Annotated in this window: 29 protein-coding genes and 1 pseudogene; 16 read left to right on the forward strand and 14 right to left on the reverse strand. The window is 61.9% G+C overall.

Going from position 1 to position 25,784, the window contains the following annotated elements; translation table 11 throughout:
• Window positions 1-8 precede the first annotated feature (8 nt).
• Window positions 9-251: pseudogene (locus P6U23_RS21245) on the forward strand (helix-turn-helix domain-containing protein); the annotation flags it as partial.
• A gap of 278 nt (window positions 252-529) precedes the next feature.
• Here the strand turns inward: P6U23_RS21245 and P6U23_RS21250 are convergent.
• Window positions 530-2,110 carry a hypothetical protein gene (locus tag P6U23_RS21250; RefSeq protein WP_407174556.1) on the reverse strand — a complete coding sequence of 527 codons (1,581 nt, stop codon included), beginning with the start codon at window positions 2,108-2,110 and terminating at the stop codon, window positions 530-532.
• Between the two features lie 427 nt (window positions 2,111-2,537).
• Here P6U23_RS21250 and P6U23_RS21255 point away from each other — a divergent pair, with 427 nt between their 5' ends.
• The 5 genes from P6U23_RS21255 (at window position 2,538) to P6U23_RS21275 (ending at window position 5,996) form a co-directional block, all read left to right on the forward strand.
• Entirely contained in the window at window positions 2,538-2,726 is a 189-nt protein-coding gene (locus P6U23_RS21255) for a hypothetical protein (RefSeq protein WP_407174557.1), read from the forward strand.
• Window positions 2,727-2,783: 57 nt separating this feature from the next.
• Window positions 2,784-3,251, forward strand: a complete 468-nt coding sequence (locus tag P6U23_RS21260; RefSeq protein WP_407174558.1) for a hypothetical protein — start codon at window positions 2,784-2,786, stop codon at window positions 3,249-3,251.
• Between the two features lie 23 nt (window positions 3,252-3,274).
• Complete coding sequence (locus P6U23_RS21265) at window positions 3,275-3,430, forward strand: hypothetical protein (protein WP_407174559.1); 156 nt, start codon at window positions 3,275-3,277, stop codon at window positions 3,428-3,430.
• A 652-nt stretch (window positions 3,431-4,082) separates the two neighbouring features.
• Window positions 4,083-5,429 (forward strand): IS5 family transposase, encoded by a 1,347-nt coding sequence (locus tag P6U23_RS21270; protein WP_407174560.1) that lies wholly within the window; start codon window positions 4,083-4,085, stop codon window positions 5,427-5,429.
• A gap of 72 nt (window positions 5,430-5,501) precedes the next feature.
• Window positions 5,502-5,996: a hypothetical protein gene (locus P6U23_RS21275; RefSeq protein WP_407174561.1), complete on the forward strand. Its 495-nt coding sequence runs from the start codon at window positions 5,502-5,504 to the stop codon at window positions 5,994-5,996.
• Between the two features lie 38 nt (window positions 5,997-6,034).
• On the opposite strand, the gene P6U23_RS21280 is transcribed toward P6U23_RS21275, so the two are convergent.
• Complete coding sequence (locus P6U23_RS21280) at window positions 6,035-7,351, reverse strand: tyrosine-type recombinase/integrase (RefSeq protein ID WP_407174562.1); 1,317 nt, start codon at window positions 7,349-7,351, stop codon at window positions 6,035-6,037.
• A 633-nt stretch (window positions 7,352-7,984) separates the two neighbouring features.
• Window positions 7,985-8,227: a hypothetical protein gene (locus P6U23_RS21285; protein WP_407174563.1), complete on the reverse strand. Its 243-nt coding sequence runs from the start codon at window positions 8,225-8,227 to the stop codon at window positions 7,985-7,987.
• 797 nt (window positions 8,228-9,024) lie between these two features.
• Here P6U23_RS21285 and P6U23_RS21290 point away from each other — a divergent pair.
• On the forward strand, window positions 9,025-9,216 hold the full coding sequence (locus P6U23_RS21290; RefSeq protein WP_407174564.1) for a hypothetical protein: 192 nt from the start codon (window positions 9,025-9,027) through the stop codon (window positions 9,214-9,216).
• 88 nt (window positions 9,217-9,304) lie between these two features.
• Here the strand turns inward: P6U23_RS21290 and P6U23_RS21295 are convergent, their stop codons facing one another.
• Complete coding sequence (locus P6U23_RS21295) at window positions 9,305-9,502, reverse strand: hypothetical protein (protein WP_024507055.1); 198 nt, start codon at window positions 9,500-9,502, stop codon at window positions 9,305-9,307.
• Window positions 9,503-10,134: 632 nt separating this feature from the next.
• Between P6U23_RS21295 and P6U23_RS21300 the strand changes: the two genes are divergently transcribed.
• From P6U23_RS21300 to P6U23_RS21315, 4 genes are all read left to right on the forward strand, one after another.
• Complete coding sequence (locus P6U23_RS21300) at window positions 10,135-10,533, forward strand: DUF4118 domain-containing protein (RefSeq protein WP_407174565.1); 399 nt, start codon at window positions 10,135-10,137, stop codon at window positions 10,531-10,533.
• Between the two features lie 552 nt (window positions 10,534-11,085).
• Complete coding sequence (locus P6U23_RS21305) at window positions 11,086-11,679, forward strand: formyltransferase family protein (protein WP_407174566.1); 594 nt, start codon at window positions 11,086-11,088, stop codon at window positions 11,677-11,679.
• 180 nt (window positions 11,680-11,859) lie between these two features.
• Entirely contained in the window at window positions 11,860-12,210 is a 351-nt protein-coding gene (locus tag P6U23_RS21310) for a hypothetical protein (RefSeq protein ID WP_407174567.1), read from the forward strand.
• Window positions 12,155-12,712 carry a hypothetical protein gene (locus P6U23_RS21315; RefSeq protein WP_407174568.1) on the forward strand — a complete coding sequence of 186 codons (558 nt, stop codon included), beginning with the start codon at window positions 12,155-12,157 and terminating at the stop codon, window positions 12,710-12,712. Before P6U23_RS21310 ends, P6U23_RS21315 begins: the two co-directional genes overlap by 56 nt.
• 24 nt (window positions 12,713-12,736) lie before the next feature.
• On the opposite strand, the gene P6U23_RS21320 is transcribed toward P6U23_RS21315, so the two are convergent.
• Window positions 12,737-12,937 (reverse strand): hypothetical protein, encoded by a 201-nt coding sequence (locus P6U23_RS21320; RefSeq protein WP_024507051.1) that lies wholly within the window; start codon window positions 12,935-12,937, stop codon window positions 12,737-12,739.
• 11 nt (window positions 12,938-12,948) lie between these two features.
• A complete protein-coding gene (locus P6U23_RS21325) occupies window positions 12,949-13,347 on the reverse strand; it encodes a RidA family protein (protein ID WP_407174569.1) in 399 nt (132 codons plus the stop codon).
• 204 nt (window positions 13,348-13,551) lie between these two features.
• Between P6U23_RS21325 and P6U23_RS21330 the strand changes: the two genes are divergently transcribed.
• Window positions 13,552-14,460 carry a DMT family transporter gene (locus P6U23_RS21330; protein ID WP_407174570.1) on the forward strand — a complete coding sequence of 303 codons (909 nt, stop codon included), beginning with the start codon at window positions 13,552-13,554 and terminating at the stop codon, window positions 14,458-14,460.
• An 87-nt stretch (window positions 14,461-14,547) separates the two neighbouring features.
• Here P6U23_RS21330 and P6U23_RS21335 read toward each other — a convergent pair whose 3' ends face one another.
• Window positions 14,548-14,787, reverse strand: a complete 240-nt coding sequence (locus tag P6U23_RS21335) for a BrnA antitoxin family protein (RefSeq protein ID WP_407181533.1) — start codon at window positions 14,785-14,787, stop codon at window positions 14,548-14,550.
• Entirely contained in the window at window positions 14,787-15,767 is a 981-nt protein-coding gene (cysK, locus tag P6U23_RS21340; protein ID WP_407174571.1) for a cysteine synthase A, read from the reverse strand. The genes P6U23_RS21335 and cysK overlap by 1 nt, the downstream gene beginning before the upstream one ends.
• A gap of 236 nt (window positions 15,768-16,003) precedes the next feature.
• On the opposite strand from cysK, the gene P6U23_RS21345 reads away from it, so the two are divergent.
• Window positions 16,004-16,219, forward strand: a complete 216-nt coding sequence (locus tag P6U23_RS21345; protein ID WP_024507047.1) for a hypothetical protein — start codon at window positions 16,004-16,006, stop codon at window positions 16,217-16,219.
• Here the strand turns inward: P6U23_RS21345 and tgt are convergent.
• A complete protein-coding gene (tgt, locus tag P6U23_RS21350) occupies window positions 16,216-17,355 on the reverse strand; it encodes a tRNA guanosine(34) transglycosylase Tgt (RefSeq protein WP_407174572.1) in 1,140 nt (379 codons plus the stop codon). The genes P6U23_RS21345 and tgt overlap by 4 nt on opposite strands.
• Before the next feature lie 250 nt (window positions 17,356-17,605).
• On the opposite strand from tgt, the gene P6U23_RS21355 reads away from it, so the two are divergent.
• Both P6U23_RS21355 and P6U23_RS21360 read left to right on the forward strand, forming a co-directional pair.
• A complete protein-coding gene (locus P6U23_RS21355; protein ID WP_407174573.1) occupies window positions 17,606-18,643 on the forward strand; it encodes an aspartate-semialdehyde dehydrogenase in 1,038 nt (345 codons plus the stop codon).
• Window positions 18,644-19,369: 726 nt separating this feature from the next.
• Window positions 19,370-21,880: an autotransporter domain-containing protein gene (locus P6U23_RS21360; RefSeq protein ID WP_407174574.1), complete on the forward strand. Its 2,511-nt coding sequence runs from the start codon at window positions 19,370-19,372 to the stop codon at window positions 21,878-21,880.
• Between the two features lie 125 nt (window positions 21,881-22,005).
• Here P6U23_RS21360 and queA read toward each other — a convergent pair whose 3' ends face one another.
• From queA to coaD, 5 genes are all read right to left on the reverse strand, one after another.
• The gene (gene queA, locus P6U23_RS21365; RefSeq protein WP_407174575.1) at window positions 22,006-23,082 is read right to left on the reverse strand and encodes a tRNA preQ1(34) S-adenosylmethionine ribosyltransferase-isomerase QueA; all 1,077 of its coding nucleotides are present in this window, start codon (window positions 23,080-23,082) and stop codon (window positions 22,006-22,008) included.
• A 119-nt stretch (window positions 23,083-23,201) separates the two neighbouring features.
• Entirely contained in the window at window positions 23,202-23,666 is a 465-nt protein-coding gene (locus P6U23_RS21370; protein WP_407174576.1) for a peptidylprolyl isomerase, read from the reverse strand.
• On the reverse strand, window positions 23,642-24,061 hold the full coding sequence (locus tag P6U23_RS21375) for a hypothetical protein (protein ID WP_407174577.1): 420 nt from the start codon (window positions 24,059-24,061) through the stop codon (window positions 23,642-23,644). The genes P6U23_RS21370 and P6U23_RS21375 overlap by 25 nt, the downstream gene beginning before the upstream one ends.
• 17 nt (window positions 24,062-24,078) lie before the next feature.
• Window positions 24,079-24,642 (reverse strand): peptidylprolyl isomerase, encoded by a 564-nt coding sequence (locus tag P6U23_RS21380; protein WP_407174578.1) that lies wholly within the window; start codon window positions 24,640-24,642, stop codon window positions 24,079-24,081.
• Between the two features lie 48 nt (window positions 24,643-24,690).
• Complete coding sequence (gene coaD / locus P6U23_RS21385) at window positions 24,691-25,188, reverse strand: pantetheine-phosphate adenylyltransferase (RefSeq protein WP_407174579.1); 498 nt, start codon at window positions 25,186-25,188, stop codon at window positions 24,691-24,693.
• A 278-nt stretch (window positions 25,189-25,466) separates the two neighbouring features.
• Here coaD and P6U23_RS21390 point away from each other — a divergent pair, with 278 nt between their 5' ends.
• Window positions 25,467-25,724 (forward strand): hypothetical protein, encoded by a 258-nt coding sequence (locus P6U23_RS21390; RefSeq protein ID WP_407174580.1) that lies wholly within the window; start codon window positions 25,467-25,469, stop codon window positions 25,722-25,724.
• The last annotated feature ends 60 nt before the right edge of the window (window positions 25,725-25,784 follow it).

The following is a 25,784-nucleotide window of genomic DNA, read 5'->3' on the forward strand; positions in this document are numbered from 1 at the left end:
CTCGAAAAATGACAATCTCCCCTGAGCAGTGCAGGGCGGCGCGCGGTTTGTTGGGCTGGTCCCAATCCGACCTTTCCGAGGCCAGCAAGACAGCCACAAAGACGATTGCTGACTTTGAGCGAGGGGCACGCGAGCCCTATGCGCGCACGTTGGAGGACGTGCAGGCCGCCCTCGAGCAGGCCGGTGTCGAATTTATCCCTGAGAATGGTGGGGGCGCGGGAGTTAGATTGGCAAAGAGAGCCAAGCGGTCCAAATAGCCCCGTCACTGGCTCCTTTCGATTTTGTGATTGATCCACTTTGGATCCGTAAGGCCAGCGTCAGGTCGGGCATCTAGTGTGTTCCTCGATGATGCACGACATCTTGTACTTTCTCTTTCCACTCATATCGGCTGTGCTGGTGCTCGGCTGGCTGGTTTTCGTGACGCTCGGCGCATAAGCGGCCGCCTCAATGGCCGCCCTCCCGGCTGGCGAGGCGCACGAAGCGAAAATGGAAAGGGGCGCGCTAACGCCCCTTCCGGGTTTGACCGATCTTACCAAAGACCGTGTTGGACGGTGTCCTTAAGAGTCATCGAGCTATCGGCGAAGATTGGCGCATCGAGCGACACCAACCCGAATTTGCCGACGCCGTGTCTGTTGGCTTCTCGGTTATGCGAGGCCACGAATTCACGGATCCGCCCGCGTACCTGATCGCGCCGCAGCGACCCTTCCAGCAGCGCCATAAAGATCGATTGCACGATATCGTCGCGGATATCGCGCGGCAGGTTGGCTGGCACCAACGTGGCTATGGCGTGATAGTCGTTTGCCTGCTCCCGCCGTTCGGCCGTGGCTTTCCGAGCTCGATAAACGGCCCAGCGCTGCTCTCCGGACAGCCGGCGAATGCGCGGTATGTGTGCCCTCACAAACATATCAAGCTCCGGGTCGGCTTTTCGCGCGTTGTAGAACTGCACGGTGTTGACCGTGATCTCACGTTTTTTGCCGCGAAGCCATTTGCCAGTAATCTCCGCGATGGGCTTCCCGGCCATAAGCATGCGCTTGACCTTCTCCAGTTTGGCCGGAGGAAGGGGCATCGCACGATTGATCCGGGCTTGATGGCACACGCGGCAATTCCGCATGGTCCAACCTTGTGGACTGACATGGATGTAGGCGTCGGCCAAGGAGTGGCCCCGCTTGCAATGCGTGCGATTTGCCCGTGGGGCGCCTTTGCGCTTGTTAGCTGCCTTATAGTTTTGTTCCAAGAGAGGGAGCGCCTTAGAGGCAAATTCGGGATGTTGTGCGCAGTATTCACGAAACCTGTCGTTGGTTGTGATGATCGGCACACGTTTCCCCCGGAATTTGCCGCCACTTATTCCTCTCAGCGTTCTCCCTTCTCGCAGGGCTGACAGGATCTGCTCTGCCTTGGCTTCATCGATCGGTGCGCATATCGATCCCCTGGGCTGTCGTGCAGGTTGCGTGCAGATCTTGCGCCGGCCTTTCCGATGATGGCCCCTCCGGTAGAGTTTCCTTTTTTTGCTCGATGCAAACGCAGCGCAAGGTTGGGGATTCCGACGACGCTGCTGGAACCTCGTACTGCTGTCGGAAATAACCGAGCAAACAAATTGATCGTATTCGGGATTTTGCTGGCGGTACAGCTTCAGCTTGTTGTGCCCGATAATGCGCTCGCCAGTTCTTTTCCCACCGGACTTGCCCCAACAGATCTGGCCTATCGTTTGTCCCGCATTGAGCGCCTCCGTGACGCGCTGAATCTCATCCTCTGTTGGCGGTCGTGGCGCTGCTGCTCGGCGGGCCATGCAGATCCTGCACCTCCTAAACTTCGTTTTTCCTTCAACGAGAAGATTGGCGCCGAGCAGCGGATGTCCAAACTTGCAGTGCGTCTGGTTTCGCTTCAGCGCCCCCTTGCGCTGGCGGGCGGCGGCATCATTCGCCACGACAAGTGCTTTGGCCCGTGCACCCCATTCGGGGTTTTCTGCGCAGTACTTTTCGAACGCACCACGGGTGTGCATCGCTGGACGAACGCGCTCGTTGTTCCGACGACCAGTAAGAATCTGGTTCAGAGAATTGCCGGCCTCTAACAGTGCCATGAATTCAGTGTGACGAAACGGAATGACTCCCATAGTTCATCTCCATCATGCGCGGAATGCGCACGCGGAGGGAGCGGCTGAGTCGCGGCGTTGCAGGGGCTAAGGCATGGCAACCTTAGGGCGAGCTACTGCGAACAATGTTGCCGAAAGCCTACGCCACTCAGCAGTAGACATGCCTAGATGAGATGCGAACGGAAAATGGCGCCGAGGACGCTCCCGGTGAGTGCGTCGACAACATGAGATTCCGGACCAGCCCCTATTTCGACCTCCGCCACTTAGAAATCCGCGGCGCGATCCTGCGCCCCACGCTCGAGGCGATCGAAGCGGAAGTGAAGCTGTTTTCCGACTCACCGCCTGATCGCCCAGGAGCCCAAATCATCCCGAGCGATGTTGATGGCGGGCAGGAGAAAAGCTTTCCGAATAGAAGGGCGCTGATGTGCTCAGGGCGGCGACGGAACCTATGACTGCCGATCTGGCCGCCGCCGTCCTCAAAGCCATGGAGGGTGAGGACACCTCCAAAGACGAACCGCAGAACGTGTCGCAGGGCGTCCTGCGAAGCCCGCAAAACCATGCCGGAAAGGGCGTGATGCAGGTCAATGAGGACATACCTGCAAAATGGAAGTTGGCCAATCCTGCGGAATCGTCCTAGGTTGACGCCACTTTCTTGGCGCCCTAGGGTTGCAGAAAAGGCGGGGAGAAGTCCAATTTGGGACCGAAATGGCGTGCCACCATGCGGGTGGCAATATGGGTTGTTGCGGCCTTTATTGGCTTATATCCCGTCTGTCACGCAGTCCATTTGCGACCGACGATCAGGTTGGTCTATCTCGCCGAAATGGCGAACCAAAAGCTGCTGTTCAGGGACTACTTCTTCATCGTGGTGGTTTTCGTATCGGCTTCTTTTGGGAACATCATCTACTGCATTGTGAACGGCGAGCGCCTTCCGAATTGGATGAAGGGCCTGTTCGGGCTCGCATCCCTCTACTACCTGTACGTCCTCGTCTATGGAGTGAGCCGATTCTCGGAGTTGACGGAAATGACCATTCCCGTACCAGTGACAGAGCTGCACGACGATCTTACGTTTATGGGGCTGGCAATTTTTGTAACTTTATTAGCAGAACTTGCCATTTCATTAACCGAAAATCTGGAACATACTACCGCCCAGGTTGTTGCATAGCTGGAGCAGGATAAGGTGCAACTATGGCCGACATTCTCCTCTCTCCCGAAGCAGCGAAATTCATCAGCGGGTTCGTCGCCGGTGCAGCAGTTTGTATTTTTGCGCTTCGCTTCGGGCTGGCTGACAAAACCCGGCAATTTTTGATGAATAAGATGAAGTCCTTCGTTCATCTTCACTGATGCCGCTGCTGAAATCCGCCCTCTCGCCACGCTTGAGAGCCAACCCAGCCATCCGGCTCGCTTGCGCGGCCGTTGTCTTCCGCCATAATTGGTCTTGGCACCATCGAGGCTGTAAGCCTGCTGATGGTTGATCCGGTTCACCTTGAAACGTTCAGGCGGATGGTCCCAAGCGGCGGCTTCGTGTGCATGAACCGTTGTGCCCTTGGCGATCCGGAGGATGAAATTGGCGGCTTGTCTCTCCGAGCCGAACACACAGCCGGAAACGAATTGCCGCCGCGCTCGTGAACGATCACAACCATCTTGCGCTTGCCGCTCTGGTTGTAGGCGAAGCGTAGCCGCCGAAATAACCGCCGTCCACCTCAGCGGCCTTGCCTCATCCCTCCACAAGACGACCCTTCATTTCCTCAGCCGAGGCCTCCCGCAGTTCATGCAAGTGGAGGAAATCTTACCGCGTCCGACGGTCTGTCCGGCGTATTGACGAGTCGTCCGTGAAAATGAGCCGAGGCCGTTGAGCGGGAATCGGTTTTTGGCGCCGGTTGCGGTTTTGAGATTGCAAGCTTTCGAGGGTTGAGGCCTCGAAAGCTTGCAATTTCGTTTTGGAGATTCCCTCGAATCGCCGGGCATGATTCCGTGGTCGCAGCGGAGGGGACCGATGCGACCGAAAAAGTCGGAACCGACAGCGGAAGGCGATCTGTTTCGCGCCAGGCTGGATCAGATCATCAATCTGAAGCACGAGCTGGTGCAGCTCGGCGCCAAGATCGACTGGGATTGGATCGATCGCGAGATCGCACCGCTCTACAGCGACAAGGGCCGGCCGGGCGTGGCGAGCCGCTTCCTGATCGGGCTGCTGCTGCTCAAGCACATCTACGGCTTGTCCGACGAAGGCGTCTGCGAGCGCTGGGTCTACGACCCGTATTTCCAGCACTTCACCGGCTTTGAATTTTTCCAGCATGAGTTCCCGCACGAGCGTTCCGGCCTCAGCCATTGGCGCAAGCGGCTTGGTAGCAAACTGGAGCTGTTGCTGGCCGAGAGCCTGAGGGTAGCGCATGAGACTGGCGCGTTGCGGACGCGCGATCTGAAGCGGGTGACGGTGGACACCACCGTTCAGCCCAAGGCCATCACCTTCCCGACCGACGCCAAGCTCGTCCATGCGGCGATCAAGGGCCTCAATCGGCTGGCACGCGCGCACGGCGTGCGGCTGCGGCAGTCCTATCTGCGTATCGCCAAGCGGGCGGCGATGATGGCCGGGCGCTATGCCCACGCCAAGCAGTTCAAGCGCCATCGTCGGCAGTTGCGCAGCTTGCGAACCTGGCTCGGCCGGCTTATCCGCGACATCCGCCGTAAGATCGGAGGTCAGTCGGAGCTTGAGGCTGCCTTCGAGCAGGCGCTTTTGCGCGCCGCGCAAATCCGCTCCCAGGAGCAGCGCCAGCGTGGCTGGAAGCTCTATTCCTTCCACGCGCCCGAGGTCGAATGCATCGGCAAGGGCAAGGCCTCGGCGCCTTATGAGTTCGGCGTCAAAGCCTCGATCGTGACCACTAACGCCCGCGCTCCGGGCGGCCAGTTTGTGCTGCACGCCCAGGCGCTGCCGGGCAACCCATATGACGGCCACACGCTCGGTGACGTCATCGAGGCCACCGAGAAGCTCACCGGTTGCGCGATCGAGCGCGGCTATGTCGACAAGGGCTATCGCGGCCACAAAACCGAAAACCCGCGCCGCGTCTTCATCTCCGGCCAGAAGCGGGGCGTCTTCGGCGCAATCAAACGCGAACTCAAGCGCCGCTCAGCCATCGAGCCCGTGATCGGACACATGAAGACCGACGGTCAACTCGGCCGCTGCTATCTCAAGGGCCGCGAGGGCGATGCGGCCAACGTCATCCTCTCTGCCGTCGGCCACAATCTCCGCCTCGTCCTCGCCTGGCTTAGCCTTCTGCTACGCTTGATCTTGAACGCCTTGATGCGACTGCTCGCCGCCCCAACCGCGCTCAATTGGGCTTCTTAACGGACGACTGACGAAGAAAGCCTGTACTGCCTCAAAGGGAGCCGGTGACGCGCGCAGAGGTGAGCCCGCAATATGACGACGCACTATTTCCCCGATGCAGACGAGCTGGAGCTGCGGCCTTTTACGCGGGCCTTTGTGCGCTTGATGTTTGCCCATGCTGCTTTCGAGCGCCGCATTTCCGACTTGCTCACGGTGATCACCGGCGTCCCAGGATTTGGCGAACGGTCGGGCAACCGGTGGCCGTCAAATCAACGCGTCAAGCGGATGAAGAAGCTGATCAAGGAACACCATCCTGCCGGACTGGCGCATACAACGGAGTTATTAGCCTTCTTGGACAGCTCCGTCCGGCTATCTCACGATCGCAACTTGCTTGCGCACGGGACGTGGTGGGAGCTTGACGCTGATGTTGGCACGATCGCGGTGCGCGCCGGGACAGATTGGCCGCAAGAGGATCAACACCGGACGTTCACGATTGCTGATATTGACGCCACGGCCATATCGCTAGACAATCTAGAAGTGGAATTGTGGAAAATTCAAAGGGCCATTGCGAACAGCTTAGGTCGATAATCGCGCCCGCCGCTACGCAGACGTGGATAGCAGGCGCGTTAGGTTTCTTGTCTGGGCCGGTGAAGGCCTAGGTTCGGAATATCGGCCCTCATCGGGATTACGTTCTCTTGGGGCGGCGTCAGAATCCAAGCCACATGAGCAGCCAGCGCTTCGAAGGCTGCCCGCTTCTCGTCCAGATACTCATAACGGTTGTAGACGCCCTCAACGCCCGCCAAGACGTGTCCCATGCAGCGCTCCGCATGTTCGGCCGGCACCTTGGCGCGCGTCATTAGCGTCCGTGCGGTCCTTCGCAAGTCATGGAGCGTCCAACCGGGCATTCCGGCCCTGCCCTCGTCTTTGCGGAGCTTGGCGATGGCCGCATCTAAGTCCTTCTTAGCTTTGGAAAAACCGCTGAAGGGTTTTTTTCCGCCTGTGGTCGAGAAGATGAACCAGCTATTGCCCTTCACCTCCTCGGGCTTGTCGCCGATCAGTTCCTTCATGCCGGCGGTCAGCGGAATCACGTGGTCAAGCTTGTTCTTGTAGCGCTCGCCTGGGATCGTCCACAGATCGCCCTCAATCTCCCTGGAATGCATCTTGGCGGATTCATTGCGGCGGGTTGCGCAGAGCAAGAGGGATTTCACGAAACGCGCATAGCAGGCGGGTTCCGTCACCTTCTCGAGGCCCGCCCAAACGTCGCGGATCTCCTCATCAGTAAGAATCCGCTTACCGGCCCGGGCCTTCGGCTTGGTCTTTGCCATGCCGCGCACGATCGGCGAGCGGAAGCTGTCGACCCGGGTTTCGTGCCAATTCATGATCTTGCGGATATGCGCCAAGGCGCGGTCCGCGGCGACGGGGCCTCGGTCGTCCGCAATCGCGTCGAGCAATTTTACGATCTCGGATCGAAGGATCTCGTCAATTTGCTTGGCCCCAATACCGGGCCAGGCAATCTCCTTTTTGGTTCTCTTGGATTTGATCCGGGTCGGGTAGACGAGCCGCTTCAGCGCGCTCTCGATTTGCCCCTTGCTACGGAGCTCGGCGCCATCGCGCTTGAGATAATCCGTTGCGACGGCCTCAAACGTGTTTTCGGGTGATCCGGGTTTCGGCGCGGTCGCCCCGATCTCTACGAGCGGTTTCCCGCCTAGCTGAACCCTAAGTCGGGCCTCGTCTGCGGCCACCTTGGCTTTCTTCAGCCCGAGATCAAACTTGAACGTCACCCGCGATTGCTCGCGCGTGTTCCGATCCCGATACTGGTAGACGTAGCTCTTGTGGCCCGTCTCGCTGACCATCAGGCCGAAATTGGTGAAGCTCTTATCCCAGTAGATCGTTCGCCGTTTGCCCGGTTCCACGGTGGCGGCATCCACAAAATCGGCGGTCAATTTGATGATGGGCATGCGATGTTCCGTACAACCGCGGTACAACCACCACCCACGTAAACTAGGGGAAACCAAAAGCAACAGAAATCTCTGGAAAACATTGATTCGTCAGGCTAAAAGTAAAGTAGGGACAAGAACCGGAAACGCGCGGAAATCCCGATTCCAGGACTTTTAATCACGGGGTCCTGGGTTCGATCCCCAGCGCGCTCACCAAATAAGATCAAAGACTTAGCCGCAGAATACCGATCCCGATCTTTAGGCCAAGAATCCCGCGTGCACACGCACACGAGAATGACCCAAGTGCGGTTCGGCCAAGTGCTGCCGCCTGTCCAGCCAGCCCTCATTGCGAGGGTACGCGTTTGCTAGTCTTAAAGGCCCCGTAAAGCCCGCCCCGCGGCATAGCACTTGCTGAATGATCGGCGGCTGGGGATTGCATAGCCCAGTTTGATACAGGCGCCGCCAGGACAGCGTATTTCGAGCCTGGCGGCGTATTTTTTTGAGACAGTCGGGGCTTCAGGCCGCAATCGCTCTCAGGGATTGAAACCAGATTGCGGTTGGCGAAATCCATCTCACCGAAGATCAATGGACTGTGCATCGCCATGCCGAACTCTGGCTCAACGCGAAAGAGGCAGTCGCTCAGTACGTTGTCGGCGCCGCTGCTTCGCCGCCAAACTTGGACGGATCATTGTAGCTCGGGGTGTCGCCGTAATAGACCGGCGGGCGAGGCGGTGCGTAAACCGAGCCTGGAACGGCGGCAAAGCTCGAGGCCACGCCGGGACGAATGAAGACGTGGTGACGCGAACGGGGGTGATGCGCCGTTGCCGAAGCCGCGGAAGCACCCAAGGCGACCAACATTCCTAAAGCCAAAACCGCGCGCATTGCATTCGCTCCAATGGACCAACGCCGCTTCTGAACCTTTGGGGGCGAGCGGTCCCAGCCGGGGCGAGCCGGGACCGCTGCCGCGCGGGCCGCTGGGGGGGGGGAGGATGCAATTGCCCGCTGCCGCTCATGTGTGTTCGTGCGGGCCTGGCCCAAGGTCCGATGGCTTCACGATCGGTCACATCGGCGGCATCGCTTGTAGGTGCCCGCCCTGCTCCGCTGGAAATCACCTTGCCTGCCGGCGTTGTCGGCCCTCTCGAATCGGGCGATCTTGTCGACGTGCGGAAACAGGATTGTCCTATTGCTGGTTGCTGGTTCGAGGTCCGCGCTCTTGCGGTCGCTTCGGCCATGCAAGTCGAGCAGAAGCGTTAACCGATCCTCGGTCCGAGAAGCGCAGATGCGCCGCGTCTTTGAAACGGCTTCTTTACCCTCGGGCGGGCCGCGGCAGATGGCCCCTACGATATCCCCCCGACGAAACCATTTTTAGGACCCGACGAAACCATCCTGAAACCAGCGGACTTCTATAAGGGAGCCCATAAGAAAATAAGGCAGGGTTTTGGCGTAAGGACGAGTTCGATGATCGAGGCATTGGCACTCCTAGTCGCATTTTTTAGCGCCAGCATTTTCGTGGCCCATGCGGTCGAGGCTTATTTCTGATCGCACTGCGGATCAGGCGACGATGATCCTGATGGCACCGCGGCGCGGCGTATTTTCACGTTGTCGTGTTGCAGGTGAGTAGACCTGTTTTGGCCTATTTCCGCTCCCCAGCTTAGCAATGAGACAAACAGGAACGCACCATGCGCAAGCTCACGCCCCGAGAAGCTATCGCTCGAGCCTATCCCGGCTATGACCGCACCATGGCAGATCGGCTGATCGCCTGGCTTGATGCTTGCGGTTATGAAATCGTCGAGAAGGATCACGACGTCAGCGTCGCCCCGTCGCAGCCGAAAGATGACGAGCGCCAGGCGAGCCTGGCCTTCGAGCACTAACCACCTTCGAGCAGAACTGTCTTCGCGCGCTCACGGTTGAGTGCGCTCGTCGCGTTTATTGCAACGTTGGAGACGCGCCGGCAGCGCCTTACTCGCCTTTGATGAAGACGTCGCCCAGCGACGCGACCGTCGTGGGATGCGCTTCGGACCAACCTTGGCTCTCCGCGAGATGCTCGTAACGTTCGGCCATGCGGATCAGCCGGCGGCGTATGGTCTTGTCGGCCTCTTGCTCCGCCTGCTGCCTGAGTTCGGCCGCCTCGCGGATGAGATCGGAACGTTCGGCCATGAATGTCCTCCGCACGTTCGGGAAGCAGCTTTCATGCCGCAACTATCGCGATAATCGATGCGCGCAAGTGAGGTTCCTCCGGAAATCGCAGACGAGGTCTTCCAACTTGCAGGTGAGGCCACGTTTACCCGGAGCAGTGTGACTGGGAACATCCGCCGCCACGCTTGGTTGTGTCGCGAAGGATTCACAAGGGACCCGTCATGAAACTCGCGACGATAATACTCGCCTCCGCCTTTGCACTGACAAGCACGGTCGCACTCGCGCATGGCTACAAGCACACACACCATGGCATGCGCCACTCGATGAACATGATGCGCCACTCGTCCAATTCGGGTAATCCGAATGGCTCGGCAGGCGGCCCCACGACTCTGAGCGGGACCGGCTCATCCACCTATGGCGGGTCCTCGCCCGGGACCAGCGGGAGGCCATGACGAGGCTCCGCGCTGCACCGCAAGACGGCCTGAATAGCGAAGAACCACTGCCCTCTGAGCCGCTTTAACCGCCCTGCCCCGGCAATCGCTGTTGCGGTGCTCCATGATCCCCCTGTTGCACAAGCCTTCCCCCGGCGCTAACCCTACGCTCGGTGGCCAAGCGGGGCGGGCCGCTTGTTTCGAGCGCGCGGGGGGCGAGCGTTGCGTAACGGATTTTCGAGGACCCACCTGTTTCTCAAGCTCAAGCCTTGGTCGCCTGCCGCATTCCTGATCGCGCTATCCGTTCTGGCGGTCGCGATCGGCCTGCGCATGCTGTTCGATTGCCTGGGTGCCACGCTGTACTTCGCAACGTTCTTTCCGGCTGTGCTGCTGGCGAGCCTGCTTGCAGGCATACCCGCAGGGGCTTGCGCGGCGCTGTTGTCCATCCCCATCGTTTGGTGGGCCTTTCTGCCGCCGGTTTTCGAGTTCAGCCCGCTGACCCCTGCCGATTACAGGGATTTCACGATGTTCCTGTTGGGAAGTGGCTTATTGATCTGGTTCGCCCAGCTCTGTCGCGAGGCGATCATGCTGCAGCGCGTGGAATCGTCCCGCGAATTCTAGGCGCGGCCCTTCTCCGACCGGGATCGGCGCGCAGTGAGACCCGTCCTGCAATGAAAGGCATCTGGCACCGTCTCATCATGAGCCTGCTGTTGATCGCGGCGCTCGTGGTCATCTGGCACGTGCTGGGCGCCAGTTGAGCTGGTCAATGGCAGGTGGCGTTCCTGGCCTTCCGCGTAGAGGAGCAACGAATTCTCGGCGCGGGGCTCTAAACCTGCTAGATGGAAGGACGCATCGTTGAACGGGAGCGCCGATCAGGCGTTGCCGCCAGCCGTGGCAAATAGCCGAGCGCTCGTGCCCTGGGGTAGGTTGTGACAGGCGCGGCACCCGGCTATTCGGCCGCGCGGCGGTGCGGCCTTTATATAAAAGCATCAAAGCTTTAAAGAACCGTCTTCGCTCGCTTTGCGAGCCGCGCCCAAACGCGGCCGCAAACGGCGCAAAAAACTTGGCCTCGATTCTCGCCCCGTCTGTTGATAACCCAGCGCCTGCCTTCCACCTGGAGCGCCGCAACATGTTATCGACGGGCCGATTGCCCGCGCGCACGAAAGGACGACCATGCGGATTACCCTCATCGGCTCCCGCCATTTTGGTGTGACCACATTCAACATGCTCAGGGAGCATGGGGTCGAGGTCGCACGGGTCGTGGTGCACGATGGCGAAGACCGCCTCGCCGCCGCTGCGCGTGCCGTCGGGATCGAGGTCGTGGTGCAGGCCGATCCCAAGCTGGTCACGACCCCCGAGATCGCGCCCAACACCGACTTGATCGTGACCGCGCACAGCCACGCTCGTGTCAGCAAGGACGCGCTCGCTGCGGCGAAGCTTGGCGGCATCGGCTATCATCCCTCGCTTCTGCCCCGCCATCGCGGCATCGCTGCGGTGGAATGGACCATCAAGGAAGGCGATCCGATCGCCGGTGGCACCGTCTACCATCTCGCCGACCGCATGGATGCCGGCGCAATCGCAGCGCAGGAGTGGTGCTTCGTCAAGAAGGGCGAAACCGCCCGCGAATTGTGGGAGCGCGCGCTTGCGCCGCTCGGGCAGAAACTGCTCGCCGAGGTGATTGAATACGCCAAGGCCCACAACGCGCTGCCGGCCAAACCGCAGGACGAGCAGTTCGCCACGAAGGCGCCGGCGCTGTCCCCGCATTAAATCAAATCCTTCGGCCATTAACCATCCGGTCGTGCAAAATCCGGCTCACGCGCCGGGCTCGGTCGTAGGGTTATACGACTGAAATTACAGGAACAATTTTAACTGTGGCGACGCAGCAAATTTTCGTCACATTTGATCCGAATAAGCCATCCTATCCCCCACATTGAGGATTTCTTATTCATGCGTTTCAGTCGCATCGGTTCGATTGTTTGTGCTTCCGTTCTGGCCGGCGCTGCAACGGCCCCAGCGTTTGCAGCATCGCCCTATGATGGACTCTGGCATGTCACGATCGTGACCAAGACCGGCAGTTGCGAGCCCACCGCAAGCTCGACGCTTACGGTCACGGACGGTAAGATTTCGGCAGCCGGTGCGAATGTCTCCGGCAGCATCGGACGTGAGGGCCTTGTTCGTGTCTCAATCAACGGTGCATATGCGAACGGACAACTCAATGGCAATGTCGGATCAGGTAAGTGGAATGGTGCGTCAGCGGGCATACCGTGCAGCGGTCGGTGGGAAGCATCGCGGCAATAGTGCCGTCACAACCAACGGTGGCGTAAGCAATTTCCGGCGGCTGTTCATCACAGCCGCCGTTTTATTTGGTGCTGGTCTTTTTGGCCCCGCCGCTCACGCGCAAGCCGGTCCCTTCGCGGCGCTCGCCGGGCGCTGGGCCGGCAGCGGCACCGTGACGCTGGATGACGGCTCGACCGAGCGCATCCGCTGCCGCGCGACTTACGCGGTCGGTGGACCGCGGATGGACCTGACGCTCACCTGCGCCAGCGAGTCCTACAAGTTCGATCTCCGCGGCGATGTGGTCGCAGAGGCGGGCGGCGCAATCTCGGGCACGTGGAGCGAGGCCAGCCGCAATGTCACCGGCAACCTGCAGGGCCGTGGGCGTGACGGCAGCTTCCAGGTGGTCGCCAGCGGTCCCGGCTTCAACGCCAATATCTCGCTCGTCACCCACGGCAATCGCCAGTCGATCACGATGCGGGCGGAGAACCAATTCCGCGGCGCTTCGATCACGCTGTCGCGCTAGATCTATCCGAACCGAAAGCGCGCCTCAGCGCGCTTTCGGTTTCGCCAGCCGCTCCGCGGTCTGGTTCATGGTCTTGGCGATCAGAAGCGCCTGCTCCTTGGTCAGGGCAAAATCCTGCACGCCTTTCTGCGTGGTCAGCGACAAGACCATGATGTGCGGTTCCTGCTCCGGCCAGCCGGTCGCGAAGGCGGTGACAAAGTCAGCGGACGTTTTTCGTTGCGTCATTACAAAATCTCCTAAGCGGCCGGAACGAAGGCCGTTACTTCGATTTCGACCTTGGCGCGGGCATCAACCAGGCCGTCGATGTAGAGCAGGGTCGAAGGCGGAAAGTTGCGACCCAGCGTCTCTTTCCAGGCGCTGGCGATGCCGGCTCCTGCGGACTCGTACTCGTTGCGGCTGGTGAGATACCAGGTCAGGCGAACAATATGCTCAGGGCCGGCGCCGGCTTCGGCGAGCAGCTTTGTGATCCGCCGCAAGGCAGTCGCAACCTGCGTGGCCATATCGGGCGCATAATCGCCCTTTCCGTCCCCGCCGGTCTGCCCCGCCAGCACGATCCATCGCCCGGGACTGCTGAATTCGACGCCATGGGAAAAGCCTCGTGGCCGAGACCATTCGGCCGGTTGCAAGATGCGCATGATCGTCTCTCTCCCTTTTTCCGTCGTTTCGGGGCAGGCCAAGCAACTAGCACCAAACCGCTCGATCCTCCCACGGTGAAATTCACCTTCACGAATTTGCAGGGTGCCGGGTTGCAGATGCCGGGCGCATTTGCGGTTGCAAATAGACCCCTATTCGCCGATACCGCAGCCGGCTCTTCTCTGCCGACCGGGTCCCGCTGCGCCATGTCGACGACGCCTTCCAAACCTATGGCCGCGCTCTGGATGGCGGGCTGGCTTTCGCTGATGCTGGTCATGGCGGTCGCCGGCCGCGAGGCCACGCGCGAATTGAACGTGTTCGAGCTGATGGAGGTGCGTTCCCTCCTCGGCTTCCTGCTGCTCTACCCGCTGATCCATCGGAGCGGCGGCTTTTCCGCGTTGGGGACCTCGCGCCTGCCCCAGCATATCGCCCGCAACCTCATCCACTATGGCGCGCAGCTCGGCTGGTTCTTCGCGCTGACGCTGATCCCGATCGGACAGGTGGTGGCAATCGAATTCACCATGCCGATCTGGACCGCGATCCTGGCGGCGAGCTTCCTCGGCGAACACCTCACGTTGGGGAAGCTGACGGCGATTGTCCTCGGTATCATTGGCGTCGCCATCATCGTGCGTCCCGCCACGGGCGAGATCAATCCGGGGCAACTGATTGCGCTTGGCGCCGCAGTCGGCTTCGGCGTCTCCATGGCCCTGGTCAAATCGCTGACCCGCACCGAGAGCGCACTTGCGATCATCTTCTGGATGCTCGTGGTGCAGTCGACTGCCGGTCTCTTGCCGACGCTTTACACCTGGACGTGGCCGTCCGCCTATGGCTGGGGCTTGATGGTCGTGATCGCCATCTGCGGCACTTACTCGCATTATTGCCTTGCGAACGCGATGCGCTATGCCGACGCCACCGTGGTGGTGCCGATGGATTTCCTACGGGTGCCGCTGACCGCAACCGCCGGCTGGCTGCTCTATGCCGAGCGGCTCGATGCGTTCACGGTGCTGGGCGCCGGCCTCATCCTCACCGGCAATCTGTTGAATCTGAAGGCATCCGAGGCGGCTGCCTCGCGCTCTGCGCTCAAGCGACCGGCCGACCAGCCGGTCAAACTCTGATCTGATCAGACAGTCCGCAGAACCGGGAATCTCGAGATTCCCGGTTCGACGCTGTCGCGTCGCCCCGGAACGACAGGGGGTTAGAAACTATTTCCCCGCCGCCTTGCGCAGCGCTTGGTTGATGCGGTCCTGCCAGCCCGGGCCGCCCCCCTGGAAATATTCCAGCACATCCTGGTCGATCCGCAGCGTGACCTGTTCCTTCACGCCGGGAATGGCGGTCTTCCTGGGCGGCGCTTCCGCAACTTTGGCGGTCACCTTTTTGAACGCAGCTTCGGCTTCGCTGCGCGCGTCACTTAAGGTCCGCGGTCTTCTCGGTTGATCCGGCATCATCCAATTCCTTCAAACAAAGCGGTCGAAAGATAGCGTTCGGAGAACGACGGCACGATGGCAAGAATGATCTTGCCGGCATTTTCCGTCCGGCGGCCGAGCTGCAAGGCGGCCGCGACGGCCGCGCCGGAGGAGATGCCGCCGGGAATGCCCTCATGACGGGCCAGGGCACGCGCGGTCTCGATCGCGGTAGCGCTGTCGATCCTGACGATCTCGTCGATCACCGACCGATCGAGGATATCAGGGACAAAGCCGGCACCGATCCCCTGGATCTTGTGCGGTGAATGCTGCCCGCCCGATAGCACCGGGCTTTCCTCGGGCTCCACGGCGACCACGCGCAAGGACGGTTTGCGCGGCTTCAGCACCTGGCCGACGCCGCTGATTGTGCCGCCGGTGCCGACGCCCGCCACGAAGATATCGATGTTGCCGCCGGTGTCGTTCCAGATCTCTTCCGCGGTGGTGCGGCGATGAATTTCGGGATTGGCGAGGTTCTTGAATTGCTGGGGCATCACGGAATTCGGTGTGGTCCGCAGCAGTTCCTCGGCCTTGGCGATGGCGCCTTTCATGCCTTGCCCCGCCGGGGTCAGCACGAGCTCGGCGCCGAGGAATGCCAGCATCCTGCGCCGCTCGACCGACATCGAGTCCGGCATCACCAGCTTCAGCCGATAGCCGCGCGAGGCCGCAACGAAGGCGAGCGCAATGCCGGTGTTCCCGGAGGTCGGTTCGATCAGCACCGTGTCCGCGTTGATCTTCCCCTCTTTCTCCATTGCGACGATCATGGCCGCACCGATGCGATCCTTCACGCTTGCGGCCGGATTGAAATATTCTAATTTGGCGAGGATGGTCGCCTGCACGCCGCGCGCCGGCGGCAAATTGCGCAGCCGGACGATCGGCGTGTCGCCGATCGCATCGACAATGCTGTCGAAGATCCGGCCACGGCCGGGACGGTGCATTGCATCCGTGGCTGCCGATGCATCCATTACGAACTCCTGATGACGGTGAAAGCGCGGGGACCCGGCCGATGGCGCAAGTTAGCGATTGCGCACGCCGCCGCGCAAGGAACAATGATTCAAATCAAATACATCGATCAAAGTACGCTGCGTTGCAAAAGTTTCGCGCGGCCAAATAACGCAAAAGCTACGCAATTGTGTTGCTACACTGTCAACGATTTTGGTGTATAAGTTGTGCAAGGCTTCGGAACGCAGAGGGGTCCGCGATGCCAGCTCTTGCTGAATTCCTGTCGACCGTCACGCCTCTCCCCGATCCGCGCGGGAGCGAGTTACCAACCTGCCCTGTCTGCGCAGACTCCATGGTAGCTGCGGAAGCTTCCGCCTATCTGTCGGACAATCTGATCAGCTATCTCTGGACCTGCGACACCTGCGGTTACGGCTTCGTGACCAAGCACACGACCAAGCGGATGATGTGCAATTAGGTTGTCAGAGCGGCGATATCGCCCTGCGCCCAACCGGCGCGGACACGCTCGTAAAGCTCAGAGAAGCTCCCGTTCGCGATGGCATCCCTGATGTCGGCCATCAGGCGCTGATAATAGGCGATGTTGATCTCGGACAAGAGCATCGCACCCAATGTCTCGCCTGATCTGACGAGGTGATGCAGATAGGCGCGCGAGATGTCTCGCATCGAGGGCCAGGTGCTTTCCTCATCCAGCGGTCGCGGATCATTGGCGTGGCGCGCGTTGCGCAGGTTGATGGCGCCGAACCGGGTGAAGGCGACGCCATGCCGTCCGTTGCGCGTCGGGAGCACGCAGTCGAACATATCGATGCCGCGCCTGACCGCCTCCAGAATATCGTCCGGCGTGCCGACGCCCATCAGGTAGCGCGGCCGATCGGAAGGCAGGAGCGGTGCGGTCTCCTCGATCATGGTCAGCATCACCGCTTGCGGCTCGCCCACGGCGAGCCCGCCGATCGCGTAACCGTGAAAGCCGATGTCGGCGAGCTCACGCGCGCTGATCTTGCGCAGCTCGGGGACGTCGCCGCCCTGCACGATGCCGAACAGCATGTAGCCCGGCAGCGCGGTTTCGAAAGCACGCTTGCAGCGCTCCGCCCAGCGCAGCGAGAGCTGCATCGCGCGATCGATGTCCGTCCGCTCGGCGGGCAGCCGCACGCATTCGTCGAGCTGCATAGCGATGTCCGAGCCAAGCAGCCGCTGCACCTCGATCGATCGCTCCGGCGACAGCTCGACCTTCACACCGTCGATATGGGAACGGAAGGTCACGGCCTGCTCGGTCAGTTTACGCAAATCCGAGAGCGACATCACCTGGAAGCCGCCGGAATCGGTCAGCATCGGCCCACCCCATCCGGTGAAGCGCTGCAACCCGCCGAGCGCGGCAATGCGCTCAGCGCCGGGCCGCAGCATCAGATGATAGGTGTTGCCGAGCACGATGTCGGAGCCGGCTACGCGGACCTCGCGCCAGTACAGGCCCTTCATGGCCCCGGCCGTGCCGACCGGCATGAAGGCGGGCGTGCGCACCACGCCATGCGGCGTGGTCAGCCGGCCGGTGCGGGCCGTGCCGTCGGTCGCGAGCAGTTCGAAATGGTTGGGAAGCGTCATGGGCCGGCTTATGGCGTAACAACGCGGTCGGATTCAACCGTTCTGGAGCCGTTATCGGCCTTGAAAGCCGTTGACGGCGCTCCGCCGTGCCCCTATGTTCCCGCGCCATGTTCACCGCGACCAAACGCACGACCAAAACCACCAAAGCCCGGCAGGGCCTCGGAGGCGTGCGCGCGTAGCTGACTGAAAAGCCGCGTTATCTCGAACCGAGCCCCGCCTTGAGAAAGGTCCGGGGCTTTTTCATTGCCTGATGGAGAGCAAAGTGAAGAACGATCCCGTTGTCGCGATTGTCGGCGTGACCGGCGCGGTGGGCGCCGAATTCATCGCCACTATGGACAAGCGCGACTTTCGCGTCAGCAAGCTGAAGGCGCTGGCGAGCGCGCGTTCGGCCGGCCAGACGGTGAGCTTTCGCGGCAAGACCGTCACGATCGAGGAGCTCAACGAGCGCTCGTTCGAGGGCGTCGACATCGCCCTGTTCTCCGCGGGCGGCTCGATCTCGCGGAAGTTCGCGCCTCTGGCCGTGCGGTCCGGCGCCGTGGTCGTCGACAACTCCTCCGCCTTCCGCATGGACCCGAACGTGCCGCTGGTGATCCCCGAGATCAACGCGCAGCGCATCCGCGAGCACAAGGGCATCATCGCCAATCCGAATTGCGCGGCGATCACGGCCCTGGTGCCGCTGTGGCCGATCCACCAGAAGAACCGCATCAAGCGTGTGATCATCACGACCTATCAGGCGGCGAGCGGCGCAGGTGCGGCGGCAATGGATGAACTGGTGCAATCCACCCGCGCCTATCTCAACGGCCAGGTGTTTCCGCCCAAGGTGATGCCGCACCCCTACGCCTTCAACCTGTTCAGCCACAACACCGCGATCGACCCGGAGACCGGCTACAACGACGAAGAGAGCAAGGTCATCAACGAGACGCGCAAGATCTTCGAGGACGAGAAGATCGGGGTGGGCGTCACCTGCGTGCGCGTGCCGGTGTTGCGGGCGCATTGCGAAGCCATCACCTTCGAATGCGAGAGGCCGATTTCGGAAGCCGAGGTCCGCAACATCCTGGCGGTGGCGCCCGGCGTGCGAGTCGTGGACGACCGGGCCAACAATTATTTCCCGATGCCGGTCGATGCCTCAGGGCAGGACGACGTGCTTGTCGGCCGTATCCGCAAGGATCTGTCCGACCCATCCGGCCACTCGATTTCGATGTTCGTCGCCGCCGACCAGCTCCTGAAGGGCGCCGCGCTGAATGCGGTGCAGATCGCGGAACTGTTGCCGGAGCGGGTGATGGCGTGACGTAACTATCTGAACCAGCTGAGCCGTCGCGGCGGCAAGAACACCTTTCATCGGAAGAGGTCGATTTGCTCTTGGCGGTGCCAATGGGGCCGGTCGAACACGCCCGATGACAGGCTCCGCATCGTCCAGTGCAAATTGATTGATGGGTTACGGTCTATCTTGAGCGCTGCGGTCCTCGCAGCGCGCGAGTGGCTCCGCGCAGACTCGGTAGTTCTTGCACGCGGGCGCGGGCAGACGGCAATGATCTGACGTAGGAAGCAGTAAAAATCCGAATTGGTCAGTCTCGCTGTCCACTGCGTAGCTCGCCCGCAACAGTCTTGGACAAATTCGAGCCGCCCGGTCGCGTGCCATAGTTATGGCAACTCTGGGTTTACGCTGATGCTGGCAGCACGCATGGAATGAGAAGACAGCGAAGTGGAGCCGGCGGCGTAACGAAGGGACGGCAAAATGCGCATACATTTGCTGGCGACGACTGCCATGGCTACAGCATTGCTCGGGACGACATCATCCGCGCGCGCCCAAGCCATAATTGCCAATTGGCAAGGTACACAGTCAACCAACTGGTTCACTGCTGGCAACTGGTCGACCACTCCGCCCAACCTGATCCCAACTAGTACTACGTCACTTGTAACCATTAACACCGTAACGCCAAATCCAACGGTGATTGGAGCCGCAGGCGCGACAGCCGGAGCTGTCATCGTCGGCTCGGGCTCGACGGGCACGGGCATGCTCACGATCGAGAACGGCGGGACCCTGAGTGCTCTCACCGTTTTTGTAGGACAACCGGCCGGGTCGCAGGGTACCGTAACGGTATCCGGCCCCGGCTCCACCTTAACCACCACGGGCGCTATGGCGGTCGGCGTGCAAGGCCAAGGCATGCTCACCATCAGCAATGGCGCCGTGGTGACCAACATCGCAACGTCGCTTGGTCTAGGGGCTGGGGGCACCGGCACCCTCAACCTCAACAGCGGGGGCACACTGCAGACTGCGGGGCTGGTCGTGGGGTCTATCCCCCCCACCCCCATCTCCAGCACAGGGGTGGCCAACTTCGATGGCGGCACGTTGCGTGCAGTGCCTCCGGCACCGCCACCGACGGTCCCTCCGCCCTTCTTCATCGGCGGCTTTTCCACCGGCGAACTCAATCTCCTCCCCGGCGGCTTGACTATCGATAGTAACGGTTTAGCGGTCGCTACCGACACCACCTCGGGCTTCAGCGGCGTGGGCGGGCTGACCAAGGAGGGCAGTGGCATGCTGACCCTCAACGCCGCAAACACCTACAGCGGCCCGACCGCGGTCAATGCCGGCACGCTGCAGGCCGGCATCCCCAACGCGTTCGCGCCGGGGAGCGCCTACACGATCGCGAGCGGCGCCACGCTCGATCTCAACAGCTTCAACCAGACCATCGGCTCGTTGGCCGGGGCCGGCAACGTCACGCTCGGCAGCGCTACCTTGACGACGGGCGGCGACAATACCAGCACGACCTTCTCCGGCGCGATCTCCGGCAGCGGAGAAGTCAACAAGGTCGGCGGAGGCACCTGGGTGCTCAGCGGCGACAGCCCCGGCTTTACGGGCAGCATGACGGTAGACGGCGGCACGGTCGAGGTGGATGGTTCAATCGCGGGGGCCTCCGTCACTGTGCACGCGGGCGATACCCTGGGTGGCACTGGCACCGTGGGCGCGACCACCATCCGGAGCGGTGGCACACTGGCACCTGGCAATGCGGCCAATCCGACCGGCACGCTGACAGTCAACGGCAGTCTCGCATTTGAGTCCGGCGCGTTCTATCTGGTGCAGGTCAATTCCTCGACGGCCTCGCTCACCAATGTCACCGGCACCGCGACGCTCGCCGGCACCGTGGTGGCCAACGTGACGTCCGGCTCCGCCATCAGTAAGAGGTACGACATTCTGCATTCGGCCGGGCTCGGCGGCACCACCTTCGATGCGCTCGTCCTCACCGATCCGAATTTCAGGGGAATCTTAACCTACAGCGCGACCGACGTGTTCTTGGACCTAACGGCGGCCCAACTTGGCACCGGCCTCAATCTCACTCGGAACCAGCAAAGCGTCGCCAACGCGCTCAATAACTTCTTCAATTCCGGCGGCACGCTGCCGCCGGCCTTCGGGGCACTCTTCGGCCTGACCGGCGGCAATCTCACCCATGCCCTGGACCAAGTTTCCGGCGAAGCCGCAACCGGCGCACAGCAGGCCGCCTTCCAGCTCGGCGATCAGTTCCTCAACGTGATGCTTGATCCCTTCGTCGATGGCCGTTGCGGGATTGGTGGCACCGACTATCCACCGCTCGGCTATCCGCCAGACTGCCAAACGCGGCCGTCGTCGCCCGCACTCGCCTATGCCTCGATGTACACCAAGGCGCCGCCGATGGCCCCGCCGGTCTATGTCCCGCACTGGTCAGTGTGGGGCGCCGGCTATGGCGGCGGCAACCACACCGATGGCGATGCGGTGATCGGCAGCCACGACCTGTCGGCGCGCGCAGCGGGCTTTGCCACCGGGTTCGATTATCACTTGGCGCCCAATTCCGTGGTGGGATTTGCGCTCGCCGCCGGCGGCACCAATTGGAGCCTGTCGCAGGGGCTGGGCGGCGGCCGGAGCGACGCGCTGCAGGCCGGCATCTATGGCGCGACCCGTTGGGGCCCGGCCTATTTCGCCGGGGACTTCGCCTTCACCAATCACTGGATGTCGACCGACCGCCTTGCCTTTGAAGGCGACCATTTGACGGCTGATTTCAACGCGCAGAGCTACGGCGGGCGGCTCGAAGGCGGCTACCGGTTCGCGACCCCGTTTGTCGGCATCGCGCCCTACGCGGCGATCCAGGCGCAGAGCTTCCACACGCCGAGCTACAGCGAGATCGGCACCCTTCCCGATGGCTTTGCCCTGGCCTTCGGGTCGCGTAACGCGACCGATACCAGGAGCGAGCTGGGCGCGCGCTTCGACCAGGCTTGGCCGGTCTTTTCCGATGCCGTGGTGGTGCTGCGCGGACGGCTCGCCTGGGCGCACGACTGGGTCAGCGATCCCACGCTGACGCCGCTGTTCCAGTCGCTGCCAGGGGCGAGCTTCGTCGTCAACGGCGCTACGCCGCCGCAGGACTCCGCGCTGACGTCTTTGGGTGCGGAGTTGCGGTTCGCCAATCACATCTCGCTGCTCGCCAAGTTTGATGGCCAGTTCGCCTCAAACTCGCAGACCTACGCCGGCACGGGCACGATCCGCTACACGTGGTGAGCGGCGCGCGGCCTGGGACACTGCCGAGGACACCCAGTCCGTGCCATTTTGAAGTTGCTTGTCGTTTCGCGAGGCCTCGCGTCCCCCGCCGGCGAGAAGGTGCCCCCGGGAGTGCCTTGATCGTCTCACTGATTATCGCGAAACAACAAGCACGCATCGCCATAGGAATAAAACCGGTAGCCCTTGGCGATCGCATGCGTGTAGGCGCGCTTCATGGTGTCGAGCCCTGCGAAGGCCGAGACCAGCATGAACAGGGTCGAGCGCGGCAGGTGGAAATTCGTGAGCAAAATATCGACCCCGCGAAAACGATAGCCCGGCGTGATGAAGATCGAGGTCTCGTCCGCGAACGGCTCGATCATGCCGTCCTCGGCTGCCGCGCTTTCCAGGAGGCGCAGCGAGGTGGTGCCGACCGCCACGATCCGACCCCGGTCGGCGCGGGCCTGGTTCAACGCCGCAGCGGTCTCGGCGGAGATGCGGCCCCACTCGGCATGCATCCGATGGCCTTCGGTATCCTCTGCCTTCACCGGCAGGAAGGTCCCCGCCCCCACGTGCAGCGTGACCGTGTGAATGCCGACGCCATGGGCGCGTAGCGCGGATTCCAGCGCCGGCGTGAAATGCAGGCCCGCGGTCGGTGCAGCGACCGCGCCCTCGGCCTGCGCGAACATGGTCTGGTAGTCCTGCGCATCCCGCTCGTCGACGTCACGTTTGGAGGCGATATAGGGCGGCAGCGGCGTCACGCCGAGATCGTCGATGGCCTGATCGAGCGCCGGGCCGTGAAACGAAAAGGACAGCGTGACCTCGCCTTCCTCGCCCTTGCGCTCGACCTGGGCGTCGAGATGGCCGAGCAGGCAGACCTTGCCCTCGTTGCCGAAACGGATGATGTCGCCCTCGACGAGTTTTTTGGCGGGCCTCACCAGCGCCTGCCAGCGCGAGCCGTCGAGCCGCTTGATCAATGTTGCATCGATCCTGGGCTCGGTGGGGCGCCCAATGCGCCGGCCGGACAACTGCGCCGCGATCACCTTGGTGTCGTTGACCACGAGCTGATCGCCGGCCTCGAGCCATTTCGGCAGCTCCGAGACCACGTGGTCGCGCAGCACGCCATCGCCCTGCACCACCAGCATGCGCGCGGAATCCCGCGGACTCGCGGGACGCAGCGCGATGCTTTCAGGTGGCAGGTCGAAGTCGAACAAATCGGTGCGCATGGAGTTTGAGTGCGCGCTTCCTCACTTGCTGTCATTCCGGGGCACGCGAAGCGTGAACCCGGAATCTCGAGATTCCGGGTTCGGTGCTTTGCACCGCCCCGGAATGACGGTGTCTTAGGTTACTCCGCGTCCACGGCCATGCGCGCCTTGACGATCTTGTCCGGGTTCTGCACCGGCTCGCCGCGCTTGATCTTGTCGACGTTCTCCATGCCCTCGGTGACCTTGCCCCAGACCGTGTACTGGCCGTTGAGGAAGGAGGCGTCATCGAAGCAGATGAAGAACTGGCTGTCGGCGGAATCCGGATTGGCGGCGCGCGCCATCGACGCAGTGCCGCGCACATGCGGCTCCCTGTTGAACTCGGCCTTCAGCTTCTGGCCGCTCCCGCCGGTGCCGGTGCCATGCGGGCAGCCGGTCTGCGCCATGAAGCCGTCGATCACGCGATGGAACACGATGCCGTCGTAAAAGCCCTCGCGCACGAGTTCCTTGATGCGCGCGACGTGGTTGGGGGCGAGGTCCGGACGCATCTCAATGGTGACGGGCCCCTGGGTGGTTTCAAGGATCAAAGTGTTCTCGGTAACAGCCATGCTTGTTTCTCTGTCGGTTTGGGGGTGGGCCTAACGTTATGGAACCGGATCGAAAACGGGTGGCCGGCCACGGCGCCCGCCATACTCTCGGTAAATGGCATCGGCGTACATCGTTGCAACGTCTCCATCACAGCGATGCGGTATTGAAGGCGGTCGTTGTCGGTCGCGCCGGGCGATTCATAGGTAATCCGCGGGCGGCCCAAAATCTCGCCGGCGCGATTGAAGCTGACGATCACGGTGATGTCGATCGGATTGGCGCGCGACGGTGGCGGCGGTCTCCAACAGCTATAGAGTTTTGCGAGCGCATCCTTGATGGTGTTGACCTGTCCGTCCTCGGCTTGCGCCGACGACGCGAACAAGGCGAGCGCCGAGGCTGCGGCAATCAGGATGCGCAACGGCCGGCCGGCGCCGCTCACTTGATATCGGATGCGACTTGCACCTTCACCATCTTGTCGGGATCGGTGACCGTGCCGCTCGCCGAGCCGGACGGGGCCTTCTTCAGCTTGTCGACGACATCCATGCCCTGCACGACTTCGCCGATGACGGTGTATTGACCATCGAGGCTCGGCGCATCCGCGAACATGATGAAGAACTGCGAATTGGCGGAATCGACGCTGTCACCGCGCCGCGCCATGCCGACGATGCCGCGCTTGAAGTGAACGTTTGAGAATTCCTGCTTCAGGTTCGGATATTTCGATCCGCCGGTGCCATTGAAGTTCTGGCCGTCCCCGGTCTGCGCCATGAAGCCCTCCATCACGCGGTGGAACGGCACGTTGTTATAGAAGCCGTCGCGCGCGAGCTGCTTGATGCGCTCGGCATGGTTCGGCGCGAGATCAGGGCGCAGCTTGATGACGATGCGCCCCTTGGTGGTGTCGATCACGATCGCATTGGCCTTGTCGAGGCCGGCGGGCAAGGATTGCGCAAGCGCAGGCGCCACCGAGATGAGCGCGAAGAGGACGGCAAGGACTCGGATCATGAAAACTCCGGATCGTTGGACGAGACGTTGGCTTGCGCGCGAATGCGGTCAGCCGGCGAATTTGGCCTTGAGCGCGGCGGCGACGAGCGGCGGCACGAAGGCGGAGAAGTCGCCGCCCATGCCGGCGATCTGCCGGACCAGTGTGGCGGTGATCGGGCGGACAGGCGCGGACGCCGGAACGAAGACCGTATGCACGTCGGGCGCCATGGTTTCGTTCATCCCGGCAAGCTGCATCTCGTAATCGAGATCGGTGCCGTCCCGAAGGCCCCGGATCATGATGGTCGCATTGTTCTGTTGCGCCGCCGCGACCGTGAGATTGTCGTAGGTGGTGCAGTCGAAGGCGCAGCCGGCCGCGGCTGCGACCGGCGCAAAGACATCCTTCACCATCTTCAGCCGTTCGTCGGTGGAGAACAGCGGCTTCTTGCCCGAGTGCACGCCGATGGCGACGATCAGCTTGTCGCAAAGCGTGACGGCGTGGCGGACCACATCCAGATGGCCATTGGTGACGGGATCGAAGGAACCTGGATAAAGGGCGATGCGCGGCATGGCCCCTCCTACCCCGCCCGTGTGATGCGGGCAAGCCATCAGGTTCCATGGAGACGCCGCCCCGACCGCAGCCCGTTCGGCCATTGCACCGGCCGGGCCGACCGAACCGCCCATCGCCTGGGCGGGCACTGTTTCACCCAGAACCGCCCGACGAAACAAAACACGCCCGAAATGAAACCATTTTTCGCTTTTGGCGAAGGCATCTCGAAACCGTTCACGGTTAAGAACCCGCCCAACCAAATGACGGGCCAGTAAGGCCCGTGGCAGGGGACCGTCAAATGATCAAAGCTCTTTTCGCAGTCGCGGCGGCTGCCTTCATTGCCGCTGCCCTCACCGCTCTGCCCGGCTTTGCCCCGCAGGTCGAAGCGAGCGTCCCGCAGGCCCTGGCCAAGGGCGAGCGGCTCGATATCCGCCCAGTCGGCCCGGATTGCTCCCACCAGGCCTGGCCAAATTTCGAAGCCGCCTGCCTGCGCACCGCCGGCAGCAAGCTGGCCGTCCGGCAAGCGCGCCTAGTCTCCGCGGACCGCACGCCATAAATAGTACCCGTTACAACATGCAACTTTAAGCTTGTTGGCAGATACCGGCAGCTCGTTGTG

It is taken from the genome of Bradyrhizobium sp. STM 3562 (assembly GCF_045571435.1).
In the GTDB taxonomy this organism is placed as follows: Bacteria; Pseudomonadota; Alphaproteobacteria; order Rhizobiales; family Xanthobacteraceae; genus Bradyrhizobium.